The sequence below is a fragment of the Pseudomonas sp. CGJS7 genome (assembly GCF_036961695.1).
Genome location: NZ_JBAMDI010000039.1, coordinates 54564 through 67518, shown reverse-complemented (window position 1 = coordinate 67518; position 12955 = coordinate 54564). Strand labels below are relative to the sequence as shown.

14 protein-coding genes and 1 other RNA gene are annotated in these 12955 nt (G+C 63.2%); 9 read left to right on the top strand and 6 right to left on the bottom strand.

Annotation, left to right across the window (positions count from 1 at the left end):
- Positions 1 to 3: 3 nt before the first annotated feature.
- Complete coding sequence (locus V7787_RS22900; protein WP_010955725.1) at positions 4 to 558, bottom strand: YecA/YgfB family protein; 555 nt, start codon at positions 556 to 558, stop codon at positions 4 to 6.
- A gap of 181 nt (positions 559 to 739) precedes the next feature.
- Between V7787_RS22900 and V7787_RS22895 the strand changes: the two genes are divergently transcribed.
- The 4 genes from V7787_RS22895 to V7787_RS22880 all read left to right on the top strand — a co-directional run bounded on the left by V7787_RS22895 (position 740) and on the right by V7787_RS22880 (position 2170).
- On the top strand, positions 740 to 922 hold the full coding sequence (locus V7787_RS22895; RefSeq protein ID WP_029886233.1) for a TIGR02449 family protein: 183 nt from the start codon (positions 740 to 742) through the stop codon (positions 920 to 922).
- Positions 919 to 1239 carry a cell division protein ZapA gene (locus V7787_RS22890; protein ID WP_010955726.1) on the top strand — a complete coding sequence of 107 codons (321 nt, stop codon included), beginning with the start codon at positions 919 to 921 and terminating at the stop codon, positions 1237 to 1239. The genes V7787_RS22895 and V7787_RS22890 overlap by 4 nt, the downstream gene beginning before the upstream one ends.
- Before the next feature lie 17 nt (positions 1240 to 1256).
- Positions 1257 to 1436, top strand: a non-coding RNA gene (gene ssrS / locus V7787_RS22885) — 6S RNA.
- A gap of 125 nt (positions 1437 to 1561) precedes the next feature.
- Positions 1562 to 2170, top strand: coding sequence for a 5-formyltetrahydrofolate cyclo-ligase (locus V7787_RS22880; protein WP_010955727.1), 609 nt, complete (start codon positions 1562 to 1564; stop codon positions 2168 to 2170).
- 20 nt (positions 2171 to 2190) lie between these two features.
- On the opposite strand, the gene V7787_RS22875 is transcribed toward V7787_RS22880, so the two are convergent.
- Positions 2191 to 2343 carry a hypothetical protein gene (locus V7787_RS22875; RefSeq protein ID WP_003253683.1) on the bottom strand — a complete coding sequence of 51 codons (153 nt, stop codon included), beginning with the start codon at positions 2341 to 2343 and terminating at the stop codon, positions 2191 to 2193.
- Positions 2344 to 2521: 178 nt separating this feature from the next.
- Here V7787_RS22875 and V7787_RS22870 point away from each other — a divergent pair, with 178 nt between their 5' ends.
- From V7787_RS22870 to V7787_RS22855, 4 genes are all read left to right on the top strand, one after another.
- Positions 2522 to 2971 (top strand): EVE domain-containing protein, encoded by a 450-nt coding sequence (locus V7787_RS22870; RefSeq protein ID WP_010955729.1) that lies wholly within the window; start codon positions 2522 to 2524, stop codon positions 2969 to 2971.
- Between the two features lie 95 nt (positions 2972 to 3066).
- Positions 3067 to 4026, top strand: a complete 960-nt coding sequence (locus V7787_RS22865) for an HlyD family secretion protein (protein WP_064491265.1) — start codon at positions 3067 to 3069, stop codon at positions 4024 to 4026.
- Positions 4023 to 6743, top strand: a complete 2721-nt coding sequence (gene rbbA, locus V7787_RS22860; RefSeq protein WP_336089693.1) for a ribosome-associated ATPase/putative transporter RbbA — start codon at positions 4023 to 4025, stop codon at positions 6741 to 6743. Before V7787_RS22865 ends, rbbA begins: the two co-directional genes overlap by 4 nt.
- A 1-nt stretch (position 6744) precedes the next feature.
- Positions 6745 to 7857: an ABC transporter permease gene (locus V7787_RS22855; protein WP_336089692.1), complete on the top strand. Its 1113-nt coding sequence runs from the start codon at positions 6745 to 6747 to the stop codon at positions 7855 to 7857.
- 55 nt (positions 7858 to 7912) lie between these two features.
- Here V7787_RS22855 and V7787_RS22850 read toward each other — a convergent pair whose 3' ends face one another.
- On the bottom strand, positions 7913 to 8317 hold the full coding sequence (locus V7787_RS22850) for a flagellar basal body-associated protein FliL (RefSeq protein WP_003253671.1): 405 nt from the start codon (positions 8315 to 8317) through the stop codon (positions 7913 to 7915).
- Between the two features lie 157 nt (positions 8318 to 8474).
- Here V7787_RS22850 and V7787_RS22845 point away from each other — a divergent pair, with 157 nt between their 5' ends.
- On the top strand, positions 8475 to 9452 hold the full coding sequence (locus tag V7787_RS22845; RefSeq protein WP_198748051.1) for an NADPH:quinone oxidoreductase family protein: 978 nt from the start codon (positions 8475 to 8477) through the stop codon (positions 9450 to 9452).
- 165 nt (positions 9453 to 9617) lie between these two features.
- On the opposite strand, the gene V7787_RS22840 is transcribed toward V7787_RS22845, so the two are convergent.
- From V7787_RS22840 to ubiD, 3 genes are all read right to left on the bottom strand, one after another.
- Positions 9618 to 10268: a gamma-glutamylcyclotransferase gene (locus tag V7787_RS22840; protein ID WP_012054059.1), complete on the bottom strand. Its 651-nt coding sequence runs from the start codon at positions 10266 to 10268 to the stop codon at positions 9618 to 9620.
- 246 nt (positions 10269 to 10514) lie between these two features.
- Complete coding sequence (locus tag V7787_RS22835) at positions 10515 to 11483, bottom strand: CDP-6-deoxy-delta-3,4-glucoseen reductase (protein ID WP_003253665.1); 969 nt, start codon at positions 11481 to 11483, stop codon at positions 10515 to 10517.
- On the bottom strand, positions 11483 to 12949 hold the full coding sequence (gene ubiD / locus V7787_RS22830; RefSeq protein ID WP_020192776.1) for a 4-hydroxy-3-polyprenylbenzoate decarboxylase: 1467 nt from the start codon (positions 12947 to 12949) through the stop codon (positions 11483 to 11485). Before ubiD ends, V7787_RS22835 begins: the two co-directional genes overlap by 1 nt.
- Positions 12950 to 12955 lie beyond the last annotated feature (6 nt).

The following is a 12955-nucleotide window of genomic DNA, read 5'->3' as shown; positions in this document are numbered from 1 at the left end:
TGATCAGTGCAGCGAGGGCTTGGGCGCGGGTGCGGCCGGCTTGGCCAGTTCGGAGAACAGCAGCAGGGGCGCCACGCGCAGGTATTCCATGACTTCCATGTAGTCGCTCTCACCGTCCTCGGACTCTTCGAGCGCTTCCTGGACCTGCGAAATGGCCACCAGGTCCTGCAGCACTTCCTTGGCCTCGTCGGACAAGTCCTTACCGCCAGCGTTCAGGCCGAAACCGGTCACGAAGCCTTGGCACCACTGGCCCAGCGCGGTGGCGCGGTCGCTCAGTGCAGCATCATCGGTAGGCAGCAGCAGGACGATCGCCATGTCGTCGCTGGTTAGCTCGCCCTTGACCATTTCCTGCAAGCCGACCAAGGCATTGCGGACACTGTCACCAGGCTCGATTTCCAGCAGTTGGGCGGCATCGGCCAGCCAGGCATCGGCATCGAAGCCGGCGCCGGCGCAGCTGCGGCCAATCAGCAGGCCGTGCAGTTCGGCCGGGGTGACAGGATGGCCATTGCTCGAGAGCAGCATGGCGAAAGCGTTGTAGGGCGATTGAGTATTGGGCATGGGCAGCTAGGCGCCAGACGGCGCAATGTCTAGAATGAAGACCTTGTATCCTAGCACCGGCAGGCGCGCCAAGACCATCGGCACTGGCCGTTGCCGCCCAGGGAGAGGCATCATCGCCAGGTGAGTCAACGACGGAGCGAATCGAGTGCAACCCACGCAAGAGAACGACCTGCAGGCACTGATGAGCCGATTCGAGTTGCTGATCGAACGCGTCGAGCAACTAAAACGGCAAAATGCACTCCTAGTAGCTCAGGAAAAATCCTGGCGCGAAGAGCGCGCCCACCTCATCGAAAAGAACGAGATCGCCAAGCGCAAAGTCGAGTCGATGATTTTACGCCTCAAGGCTCTGGAGCAAGACTCATGAGTTCAAGCAATAGCGTCACCGTGCAGATCCTCGACAAGGAATACTCGATCATCTGCCCGCCCGAAGAGCGCAACAACCTGGTCAGCGCTGCGCGCTACCTGGACGGCAAGATGCGCGAGATTCGCAGCAGCGGCAAGGTGATCGGTGCCGACCGCATCGCGGTCATGGCAGCGTTGAACATTACCCACGAAATGCTGCACCGCCAGGAAGACCGCAACGATGCGCCGGTCACCGGCACGAACCGCGAACAGGTGCGCGACCTGCTGGATCGGGTAGATAAGGCTTTGTCCGACGACACGGATACCAAAATCGGCTGAGATTGGTATACTGGCGCCACTCCCTGGGGGATGCGCCAGTCGGTTATGTCCCTGAGCCGATACGCACAACCACGGGGGTTGCACGCTGGGGCCGGTGTGCATGTCCGCCCGACGGAAAGCCTTAACGCCCCCTGCAATCTCCACCTTGAACTTTCGGGTTCAAGGGCTACACCGATAGCGGTCTTATCGGGGAGCCTGAATTTTCTTGCCCGCCCCCCCGGCGGGCAATTCGTTTTGGCCGACTTTATTCAAGCTTTGTACGACGATTCACCGCGCAGGCACTGTTCGTACTAAAGCCAGCACATCTGGGATCGCCCGTGCCATGACCGAAAACGTGCCGCTCACCCGCCCCCAGCTACGTCGCCTGCTTCGCAATGCCCGCCGCGCCCTTACCCCTGCCCAGCAACGCCAGGCCACCCTCGGCCTGTACCGCCAGCTGGCGCAACACCCCTTGTTCCGCCGCGCCCGCCACATTGCCCTGTACCTGCCCAACGACGGTGAAATCGACCCTCGCCTGCTGATGCGCGAAGCCCAGCGTCGCGGCAAGTGCATCTACCTGCCGGTGCTGCATGCCTGGCCGCGCACGCGCATGGTGTTCCAGCGTTTTGAGCAGGGTGAGAAGCTCAAGCCCAACCGCTTCCGTATTCCAGAGCCGATTATCGATCGCAAACGCCAGCGGCCGATCTGGGCGCTGGATCTGATTCTGCTACCGCTGGTCGGGTTTGACGAAGTGGGCGGCCGCCTGGGTATGGGCGGTGGCTTCTATGATCGCAGCCTGGCCTACCAGGCGCGTCGGCAAACCTGGAAAAAACCCTTGCTGCTGGGGCTGGCGCATGAATGCCAGAAGGTCGAGCGGCTGGCGCAGGCCAGTTGGGATGTTCCGCTGCAGGGCACGGTCTCGGACCGTGGCTGGTACCTGGCGCCACGTTGAGCGGCGCCAGCGGGGGGGTATCAACGTTGTGGCTGGCTGGCGTCGACCGGCATCTGATAGGCGTTGTCCAGCTTGCGCTCCCAGAAGCCTTGCGCATAACCGGTAGTGACCACACCCAGGCCAAAAATGAACACCAGGATCCACAGCAGATCCGGCTTTTTACGTTGATTCATCGAAGATTGCCCCCCAGGCAAACTGTTCAGTACTCGGCGATATTCTGGGTACCGCCGGCGCACGCGCTTTAAACGGGGCGCATTTTCCGACAACATGCGTCCGCACGCAAACCTTGACGCCAACCGGCTGTCGGTTTCGTGCAACAGGTTATTTCAAACCTTTTCAGGAGCAGCATTCATGGCTTACTGGCTGATGAAATCCGAGCCCGACGAGCTCTCCATCGAAGCCCTCGCACGCTTGGGTGAAGCGCGCTGGGACGGCGTGCGCAACTATCAGGCACGTAATTTTCTGCGGGCCATGAGCGTGGGTGACGAATTCTTCTTCTACCACTCCAGCTGCCCGCAACCCGGCATCGCCGGCATTGCCAGAATCACCCGCGCGGCCTACCCCGACCCGACCGCGCTGGACCCGGAAAGCCATTATCACGATGCCAAGGCCACGACCGACAAGAACCCGTGGAGCGCGGTGGATGTGGCCCACGTACAAACCTTCCCAAGGGTGCTGGAACTGGGGCGGCTGAAACAGCAGGCCGGTCTGGTCGAGTTGCCGCTGGTGCAAAAAGGCAGCCGCCTGTCGGTCATGCCGGTAACGCCCGAGCAATGGGCGGTGATTGTCGCGTTGCGCTGAATGGGCAGCTAAGGTCAAGGGCTTGACCGATATCAACACGCCACACATGGCCGCCAGGCATGATGTACCGTGCATGACCGCAAGGATGCAGAACGATGAACCGATATGCCCCTAGAATCTTCGCCACTGCACTGATCGCACTGCTCGCTGCAGCCGGCGGGCTGGGGTACTGGAAGTCGCTTCACGACCAGTTGCCCGAAGGCCTGAGCATGGGCAACGGCCGCCTTGAAGCCACCGAAGTGCAGATCGCCAGCAAGATTCCCGGTCGCCTGGCCGAAGTACTGGTCGATGAAGGCGACAACGTGACCCGTGGCCAGCTACTGGCACGCATCGACACACGCACCATGGAAGCCCAGCGCAGCCAGGCCGAAGCCGAAGTGCTGCGCGCCCGGGAAAACTACGCCGCCGCACAGGCCAGCGTGCAACTGCGCCAGAGTGAACTGCTGTTGGCCAGCCAGGAGCTCAAGCGCGTACGCGAAATCTTCCAGCGCAAGTTCGCCAGCCAGCAGTTGCTCGACCAACAGCAGGCGCGCTTTGACACGGCCAACGCAGCAGTAGTCGCTGCCCGCGCCCAACTGGCAGCGATCAAGGCCGCCATTGGCGCCGCCGAAGCCCAAGTGGCGCAGCTCACCAGTGAAATCGACGACAGCAGCTTGCGTGCGCCCATCAGCGGCATCATCCAGCTGCGCCTGGCCGAACCCGGTGAAGTGCTGGGTGCCGGCGGCCGTGTGCTGATGCTGATCGACCCCAGCGACCAGTACATGAACCTGTACCTGCCGGCGTCCACCAGCGGCCGGCTGACCGTAGGCGACCAGGCGCGCATCGTGCTCGACGCCCTGCCCGAGCGCGCGCTGCCGGCCAAGGTGGCCTTTGTCGCAGCCAAGGCCCAGTTCACCCCCAAACAGGTGGAAACCCGCGACGAACGGCAAAAGCTGGTGTTCCGGGTCAAACTGCGCCTGAGCGACCCGGGCGCCGTGCCGCAAGCCAAACCAGGCATGCCAGGCGCCGGCTATGTACGAACGGCTGAGGTGGACTGGCCGGCCAACCTGCAATGAACGCCCCGGCACTGCTGGCCGAAGGCATCAGCCACCGTTACGGCGACCTGATAGCTCTCCACCCACTAGGCTTCAGCCTCCCTGTGGGTACCCGCTGCGCGCTGATCGGCCCTGACGGGGCTGGCAAATCGACCCTGCTGGGGCTGATCGCCGGAGTGAAACGCCTACAGCAGGGAGAGCTGCAGGTGCTAGGCGGCTCGATCCGCCAACGCCGCCATCGCACGGCGCTCTACCCCAAAGTGGCGTTCATGCCGCAGGGGCTGGGCAACAACCTGTACCCGGAACTATCGATCAGCGAGAACATTCGTTTTTTCGCCACCCTGTTCGGGCTGGGGCGCCGCGAGAGTGAGCAGCGCATGGCCAATCTGTTGCAGGCCACCGACCTGCAGCGCTTTGCCCAGCGCCCGGCCGGCAAGCTGTCGGGTGGCATGAAGCAGAAGCTGGGCCTTTGCTGCGCGCTGATCCACGAGCCAGACCTGCTTATCCTGGACGAGCCGACCACGGGCGTCGACCCACTGTCGCGGCGGCGCTTCTGGGAGCTGGTTGAACAGGTTCGCGCACAACGCCCGCAACTGACCCTGCTGGTGGCTACTGCCTACATGGAAGAAGCCGAACAGTTCGAGCATTGTCTGATGCTCGATGGCGGCCGGCTGCTGGCCGCCGGCCCTAGCCACGAACTGGCTGCAGTCACCCCGAGCGGCAAGCTGGATGACGCCTTTACCCATTACCAGGGCGCGGGCAAGGCGCAGCATCAACCACTGGCAATCCCGCCGCGCCAAGCCACGGACGGCCCGGTCGCCATCGAGGCACACGACCTGACCCTGCGCTTTGGCGACTTCACAGCGGTGAACAAGGTCAGTTTCGCCATTGGCCGCGGGGAGATCTTCGGCTTCCTGGGTTCCAACGGTTGCGGCAAGACCACCACCATGAAAGTGCTTACCGGCCTGATGCCGGCCAGCGAGGGCAGCGCCAGCCTGCTGGGTCGCCCGGTGGACGCAAGCGACCTGGCCACACGCAAGCGGGTCGGCTTCATGTCGCAGAGTTTCTCTCTGTATGGCGAGCTCAGCACCCGGCAGAACCTGGCCCTGCATGCCCGCCTGTTCGACTTGCCCAAAGCCGAGAGCGCCCAGCGCATCGATGAGCTGATCGAGCGCTTCGACCTCGCCGCTATCGCCGACCAACCGTCTGGCGCCCTGCCCCTTGGTTTGCGCCAGCGCCTGTCGCTGGCAGTGGCGGTTCTGCATCGCCCGGAAGTCTTGATCCTCGACGAACCGACCTCCGGCGTCGACCCCGCCGCCCGCGACGACTTCTGGCGCCTGCTGGTAGAGCTGTCCCGCGAGCAGGGCGTGACCATTTTCCTCTCCACCCACTTCATGAACGAAGCCCAGCGCTGCGATCGTATTTCGCTGATGCACGCCGGGCGGGTGCTGGCCTGCGACACGCCCGATGCCCTGCAGCACAAGTACCAGGGCAACACGCTGGAGGACGCGTTCGTCCGCTGCCTGGAACAGGCCCAGGAACTGGCGCCAGCCGCCACCGACAGCAGCGTGCTGGAACAGGCGTCCACCCCCACCCTACCGCTACGCCAGGGCTTCAGCCTGCGCCGCCTGCTGGCAGTGGCCGGCCGTGAGGGCAAGGAGCTGCTGCGCGACAAGGTGCGCCTGGCCTTCGCCTTACTGGGTGCAGTGTTCATGATGGTGATCTTCGGCTACGGCATTTCACTGGATGTGGAGAACCTCGCCTTTGCCGTGCACGATCAGGACCAGAGCCCGCAAAGTCGCGCCTACCTCGAGGCCTTCCGTGGTTCACGCTACTTCGCCGAACAGGCACCGATCCGCGACAGCAGCGAGCTGCACCAGCGCCTGCAACGCTCGGAAATCAAACTGGCACTGGAGATTCCGCCCGGCTTTGGCCGCGACCTGTACGCAGGGCGCCAGCCGGTGGTGGCTGCCTGGCTCGACGGTGGCATGCCGTTCCGCGCAGAAACCAGCCGCAACTACGTGGAAGCCGTGCACCAGGCCAACCTGGAGCAACTGGCAAAGGCCAGCCCACAACCGCAGCCGCGCCAGGACCCGGTGCGCCTGGAAACGCGTTTCCGCTACAACCAGGATGTGGTCAGCGTGAACGCCATCGGCCCGGGCGTGATGGCACTGATACTGGCCTTCATTCCGGCCATGCTCACGGCACTGGGCATCGTGCGCGAGAAGGAGCTCGGCTCCATCACCAACTTCTACGCCACCCCCCTCACCCGCCTGGAATTCCTGCTTGGCAAGCAGATGCCCTACCTGGCTGTGAGCCTGGTCAACCTGGCGCTGCTGGTGGCGATGAACCGCTGGCTGTTCGCCGTACCGCTCAAGGGCAGCGTACTGGCTTTGGCATGTGGCGGCGTGGCCTACCTGTTGGCAACCACCAGCCTTGGCCTGCTGATTTCGGCATTCACCCGCACCCAGATCGCCGCCATTCTCGGCACCATGATCATTACCAGCCTGCCGACCATCCAGTTTTCCGGGCTGATCGTGCCACGCTCGTCGTTGGACGGCGCGGCAGCGGTGATGGGCCAGTTGTTCCCGGCGGGCTACTTCCTCGACATCGCAGTCGGCACCTTCACCAAGGCCTTGGGCCTGCGCGAGTTGTGGCCGCAGTGCCTGATCCTGCTGAGCTTCTTTGCCGCATTCACCGGCCTGAGCCTGGCAATGCTGAAAAAGCAGGAGGCCTGACATGTCGCGCCTGAACCACACCCTGCGCCTGGGCCTGAAAGAACTGACCAGCCTGCGCCATGACAGCGTCCTGCTGCTGTTCCTGCTATATGCCTTCAGCGTGGCGATCTACATGCCGGCAGCCGGCTCGGTGATCGGCGTACACAACGCCAGCGTGGCGGTGGTGGATGAAGACCATAGCCTGCTCTCGCGCAAGCTCAGCGAAGCCCTGCAACCGCCCGAGTTCCAGCCAGCCGTGCCGCTGCCTCCGCAGCGCCTGGACCAGGCCATGGACAGCGGCCAGTACACCTTCGTCATCAACGTGCCGGTGAACTTCCAGAGCGACCTGCTGGCCGGGCGCTCGCCGGAACTGCAGATCAATGTCGATGCTACGGCCATGAGCCAAGCGTTCATGGGCGCCGGCTACATCGGCCGGATCTTCGAGCGTGAGCTGTTCGACTACAGCCAGCGTGGTAACGAGCAAAGCCCGGTGCTGATCAACCCCAAGGCGCTGTTCAACCCCAACCTGGAGGGGGGCTGGTTTCTGGCCGTGATCCAGATCGTCAACAACATCACCATCCTGGCGATCATCCTCACTGGCACCGCGCTGCTGCGCGAGCGTGAGCATGGCACCCTCGACCACCTGCTGGTGCTGCCGCTGACCGCGCTGGAGATCATGCTGGCCAAGATCGGCAGCAACGCGCTGGTGGTGGTGATCTGCACCTGGATTTCGTTGGTGGTAGTCGTCAAAGGTGCACTGGGCGTGCCGCTGTCTGGCTCGATGGGGCTGTTCCTGGCCGTGACCGCGCTGTACCTGTTCGCCAGTACATCGCTGGGCATTTTCCTCGCCACCCTGGCGCGCTCGACGCCGCAGTTCGGCCTGCTGGCGATCCCGGTGATCATCCCGATGCTGTTGCTGTCCGGCGGCAGCACACCACTGGACAGCATGCCGCAGTGGCTGCAGTGGGTGATGCAAGGGTCACCCTCAACGCACTTTGTCAGCCTGAGTGCCGCAATCCTGTTCAGGGATGCCGGGTGGGCGGTGGTATGGCCGGATATCCTGGCGCTGACGCTGATCGGCCTGGTGTTCTTCAGCGTGGCCCTCGCGCGGTTCCGCCGTACCCTGGCGTCCTGAGCAAGGACGAGGGCCTGCGCAATCCCCACGGGGCCGGACTGGCAACTATCAGCGGTTATTGCACAATCAGGTTGTTGAACAGCAAGTCTTCAACGATCGGCTTGCCCTCTTCCGCCTCCAGCACCTGCTGCACCTGTTTCAGCGCCTCTTGGCGAAGATGCTCCTTGGCCTCGACGTTGCTCATGCTGTCCACCGTCTGCTGGGTGAACAGTGCCACCAGCTGGTTACGGATCAGCGGTTCGTGGTGCTTCACCGTCTTGGCCGCTTCGTCGCCCGTCACGCGCAGGGCCACGTCAGCCTTGTACACGCGCAGCCGCGGGCTGCCGTCGAGCGCATAGTTGCCAACGAAGGGCGGGCTCAGACTGATGTAGGCGACCTTGGGCACCCCTTCCTTGGCTTCCTCGGCCATGGCCGCAGCCGGCAGCAGCAGCGCCAGCACCATCAAGATCCACGCTTTCACGAATTCGCTCCTCAATACAGTTGGCGCCAGCTTACCCAGCACACCGCTCAAACCCAAGCCCGGGCTTATGCCGGCCCATCAGGGCGGGCCATGCTCGTTGACCTGCCAAGCGGCCCTCCTACACTTATCGGCCACTACCCGCAAAGGAATAGCCCCGATGAAAGCTGTGTTGTGCAAAACCCTGGGTCCGGCGCGCAACCTGGTGCTGGAAGAGGTGGCCAGCCCACTGCCGAAGAAGAACGAGATCCTGCTGGACGTGCAAGCTGCCGGGGTCAACTTCCCCGACACCTTGATCATCGAAGGCAAGTACCAGTTCCAGCCACCGCTGCCGTTCTCTCCAGGTGGCGAGGCAGCGGGCGTGGTGGCCGCCGTCGGCGAAAAGGCCGGCGCGTTCAAGGTAGGCGACCGGGTCATGGCGCTCACCGGCTGGGGTGCGTTCGCCGAGCAAGTGGCGGTGCCGTTCTATAACGTTCTGCCGATCCCGGCGAGCATGGACTTCACCACCGCAGCGGCCTTCGGCATGACCTACGGCACCTCGATGCACGCCCTGCGCCAGCGTGGCCAGTTGCAAGCCGGCGAGACCCTGCTGGTACTGGGCGCTTCCGGCGGGGTGGGCCTGGCGGCGGTGGAGATCGGCAAGGCCATGGGCGCGCGAGTGATCGCGGCGGCCAGCAGTGCCGAGAAACTGGCCGTGGCCAAGGCTGCCGGGGCGGATGAGCTGATCGACTACAGCCAGGCCAACCTGCGCGAAGAAATCAAACGCCTGACCGGCGGCCAGGGCGTGGACGTGATCTATGACCCGGTCGGTGGCGAGCTGTTCGAACAAGCGGTGCGCGGGTTGGCCTGGAATGGCAGGCTGCTGGTGGTGGGTTTTGCCAGTGGCAGCATTCCACAGCTGGCGGCCAACCTGGTGCTGCTCAAGGGCGCGGCGGTACTGGGCGTGTTCTGGGGGGCATTTGCCCAGCGCCAGCCGGAGGACAACGCGGCCAACTTCCACCAGCTATTTGCCTGGCATGCCGAGGGCAAGTTGAAGCCGCTGGTGTCGCATACCTATCCACTGGCAGAAGCCGGGGCTGCTATCGAGAAGCTGGGGCAACGGCAGGCTGTGGGTAAGTTGGTGGTGCTGGCCAGGTAAGGCAGTACCGGCCTCTGCGCGGTCGCCTGTAGGAGCGGGTTTACCCGCGAAAGGGCCGGGCCTGCCGGCCAATTCCACCCGCCGTTCACCGTTGTCGCCACCACCGTATTCGCGGGTAAACCCGCGCCTACAGGGATTACCCGCGAAGAGGCCGGAACAGGTTGCTCACACTTCGCGCAGATTGTGGCAACGCCTGAATCGCGCTTCCAGGTTGCGATCGGGCATCTGGTGACTGCGCAGTGCATTCAAGGTCTGCTCGACATAGTCACGCGTAGTGCCATAACGCCCCTTGGCACTGGCCAGGATCTGGCTGAGCAACGTATCCGGCAAGTTGCCGGCATAGCACGGCAGATGACGCTCCAGTACAAAGCCCAAGGCCTGCACCTTGCTACCGTCGCCCAGGCGGCAGTTGAGCCAGTGCGGCCGGTATGCCGGATAGGGCATCTCGCGTTGCCACAGGGCCATCAGTGAGTCGTCCAGGTTGCGTTCATCCAGCCGGTAGGCAAAGCCGCTGCAGGAACCACCGCGGTCCAGGCCAAACACCAGGCCGGGCGTTTCCGGGGTACCGCGATGTTCATGGGACCACAGGTACAAGCCACGGTGATAACCATGTACCCGCGCGCGCTGGCGCTCCACCGAATTGCACTCCGGGCGCCAGATCAACGAACCATAGGCAAACAGCCACACCGGCCCACCCTGATGCCTGGACATGGTTGTTTTCATGGAGCTGAACAACTGTTCGCGAGTATGTTGCTGACCGAAATCAAGTGCCGGAGGGTATGAAACTTCCCAAGACATACTTTCAAGTGCCGACATAAGCTGCCGCCATTATTCCTGTGAACTACGGATGTAGCGAGATTCGATTACGCTGCGGCCCCAGGCCGCTTTACCAAGGGCGCTTGCAGTAACCATAGGCCAGAATTGCAGGAATACTCAAGCCCTTGAGCACGCGTTTCATACACGGCTCCGACGACTGGGAAGTACTGTTTCAGCAGCGGTGAAAGTTATTGGCCAAGGCGGTAACAATTACCGCCTTATACCGACACTTTCAAACTTCGGTTATTAACCGCGCGGCGCGTAGGCGAACACATCGGCACGCATGCGGTGCGCATCCATACCGGCTTCGACCAAGGCGTCGAGCGTGGCATAGATCATGTTCGGTGAGCCGCTGGCATACACATGCACGCTATTGAGGTCGGCAATGTCGTCGCAGACCGCTTCATGCAGCATGCCGCAGCGGCCTTCCCAGCCACACAGGTCGCTGACCACTTGATGCAGGAACAGGTTAGGCAGACGCTGCCATTCGTCCCAGTGCTCGATCTGATAGAAATCCTCCGGCCGGCGCACCCCCCAGTACAGGTGTACCGGGTGCTTGAAGCCCTGAGCCCGGCAGTGCTCGACCAGGCTGTGCATCTGGCCCATGCCAGTGCCGGCGGCAATCAGCACCAGCGGCCCGTCGGGCAGTTCGGCCAGGTGGGTGTCGCCAAACGGCATTTCAATGCGCGCCAGGCCATCTCGCCTCAGCTGGTCGATCAGTTGCACCGCACTGGGCTCACGCGCCAGCACATGCAGCTCCAGTTCACGCCCGGCATGTGGCGCGGACGCCAGCGAAAAAGCTGCCTGCTTGCCGCCCTCACGTTCGATCATCAGGTATTGCCCCGCGTGATAACGCAGAGGTTTACCGGCAGGCGCACGCAGGCGCACCCGCCAGACGTCGCCGCCGACGTCGACGCACTCACTGACGCTGCACGCCAGCTTGCGCACTGGCAGCTCGCCCAAGGCAAGCACACCGTCCCAGAGCAACACGCAGTCCTCCAGCGGTTCGGCAATGCAGGTGAACAACTCGCCATGGTCGCGGACTTCACCATCCTGGCGAACCCGTCCTTCAACCAACAACGCGGCGCAAACATGGCAATTGCCATTGCGGCAGCTGTTTGGGCAGTCATAGCCCAGCCGCCGTGCTCCATCCAGGATCCTTTCCCCGGGTTCAAGCGCCAGCACCGCCCCGGACGGCTGCAACGTTACCTGCATCAATCTATTCCCAACTGATCCCACAGCTCATCGATACGGCGGGTGACGGCCTCATCCTTGACGATGACCCGGCCCCATTCGCGTGTAGTCTCGCCCGGCCACTTGTGAGTAGCGTCCAGGCCCATCTTCGAACCCAGCCCCGACACCGGTGACGCAAAGTCCAGGTAGTCGATCGGGGTGTTGTCAATCATTACCGTATCACGCTTGGGGTCCATGCGCGTGGTAATGGCCCAGATCACATCGTTCCAGTCACGAGCGTTGATATCGTCATCGGTGACAATAACGAACTTGGTGTACATGAACTGTCGCAGGAACGACCACACACCCAGCATTACGCGCTTGGCGTGGCCGGGGTACTGTTTCTTCATGGTCACCACCGCCATGCGGTACGAGCAGCCTTCCGGCGGCAGGTAGAAGTCGGTGATTTCCGGGAACTGCTTCTGCAGGATCGGCACGAACACTTCGTTCAGCGCCACGCCGAGAATGGCCGGCTCATCTGGCGGCCGGCCGGTGTAGGTGCTGTGGTAGATCGGTTTTTGCCGGTGGGTGATGCGCTCGACGGTGAACACCGGGAAACTGTCCACTTCGTTGTAGTAGCCCGTGTGATCGCCGTACGGGCCTTCCGGGGCCATTTCACCCGGGTGGATCACCCCTTCCAGAATGATCTCGGCGGTTGCCGGTACCTGCAGGTTGCTGCCACGGCACTTGACCAGCTCGGTGCGATTGCCTCGCAGCAGGCCGGCGAAGGCGTACTCAGAAAGAGTGTCCGGTACCGGGGTCACGGCGCCGAGAATGGTCGCCGGGTCAGCGCCCAGCGCCACGGCGACCGGAAACGGCTGGCCGGGGTTCTTCTCGCACCACTCTCGGTAGTCGAGGGCGCCGCCACGGTGGCTGAGCCAGCGCATGATCACCTTGTTGCGGCCGATCACCTGCTGGCGGTAGATGCCCAGGTTCTGGCGGTCCTTGTTCGGGCCACGGGTCACGGTGAGGCCCCAGGTAATCAGCGGCGCCACGTCGCCAGGCCAGCAGTGCTGAATCGGCAATGCGCCGAGGTCGACATCATCCCCCTCGACCACCACTTCCTGGCACACCGCGTCCTTGACCACTTTTGGCGCCATCGACACGACCTTCTTGAAGATCGGCAACTTCGACCAGGCGTCCTTCAGGCCCTTGGGCGGCTCGGGCTCCTTGAGGAAGGCCAGCAGCTTGCCGATTTCCCGCAGTTCGCTGACCGACTCGGCGCCCATGCCCATGGCCACCCGCTCCGGGGTACCGAACAGGTTGCCCAGCACTGGGATGTCGAAGCCGGTGGGCTTTTCGAACAGCAATGCCGGGCCCTTGGCGCGCAGGGTGCGGTCGCAGACCTCGGTCATTTCCAGGACGGGGGAGATCGGTACCTGGATGCGCTTGAGCTCGCCGCGCTGTTCCAGGCCACGGATGAAGTCGCGCAAGTCGCGATACTGCATGCAGGA

What these genes read in the sequence shown, in the direction of transcription:
- V7787_RS22900 (WP_010955725.1), bottom strand. Translation starts at nt 558, where the DNA reads ATGCCCAATACTCAATCGCCCTACAACGCTTTCGCCATGCTGCTCTCG.
- V7787_RS22895 (WP_029886233.1), top strand. Translation starts at nt 740, where the DNA reads ATGAGCCGATTCGAGTTGCTGATCGAACGCGTCGAGCAACTAAAACGG.
- V7787_RS22890 (WP_010955726.1), top strand. Translation starts at nt 919, where the DNA reads ATGAGTTCAAGCAATAGCGTCACCGTGCAGATCCTCGACAAGGAATAC.
- V7787_RS22880 (WP_010955727.1), top strand. Translation starts at nt 1,562, where the DNA reads ATGACCGAAAACGTGCCGCTCACCCGCCCCCAGCTACGTCGCCTGCTT.
- V7787_RS22875 (WP_003253683.1), bottom strand. Translation starts at nt 2,343, where the DNA reads ATGAATCAACGTAAAAAGCCGGATCTGCTGTGGATCCTGGTGTTCATT.
- V7787_RS22870 (WP_010955729.1), top strand. Translation starts at nt 2,522, where the DNA reads ATGGCTTACTGGCTGATGAAATCCGAGCCCGACGAGCTCTCCATCGAA.
- V7787_RS22865 (WP_064491265.1), top strand. Translation starts at nt 3,067, where the DNA reads ATGAACCGATATGCCCCTAGAATCTTCGCCACTGCACTGATCGCACTG.
- rbbA (WP_336089693.1), top strand. Translation starts at nt 4,023, where the DNA reads ATGAACGCCCCGGCACTGCTGGCCGAAGGCATCAGCCACCGTTACGGC.
- V7787_RS22855 (WP_336089692.1), top strand. Translation starts at nt 6,745, where the DNA reads ATGTCGCGCCTGAACCACACCCTGCGCCTGGGCCTGAAAGAACTGACC.
- V7787_RS22845 (WP_198748051.1), top strand. Translation starts at nt 8,475, where the DNA reads ATGAAAGCTGTGTTGTGCAAAACCCTGGGTCCGGCGCGCAACCTGGTG.
- V7787_RS22840 (WP_012054059.1), bottom strand. Translation starts at nt 10,268, where the DNA reads ATGTCGGCACTTGAAAGTATGTCTTGGGAAGTTTCATACCCTCCGGCA.
- V7787_RS22835 (WP_003253665.1), bottom strand. Translation starts at nt 11,483, where the DNA reads ATGCAGGTAACGTTGCAGCCGTCCGGGGCGGTGCTGGCGCTTGAACCC.
- ubiD (WP_020192776.1), bottom strand. Translation starts at nt 12,949, where the DNA reads ATGCAGTATCGCGACTTGCGCGACTTCATCCGTGGCCTGGAACAGCGC.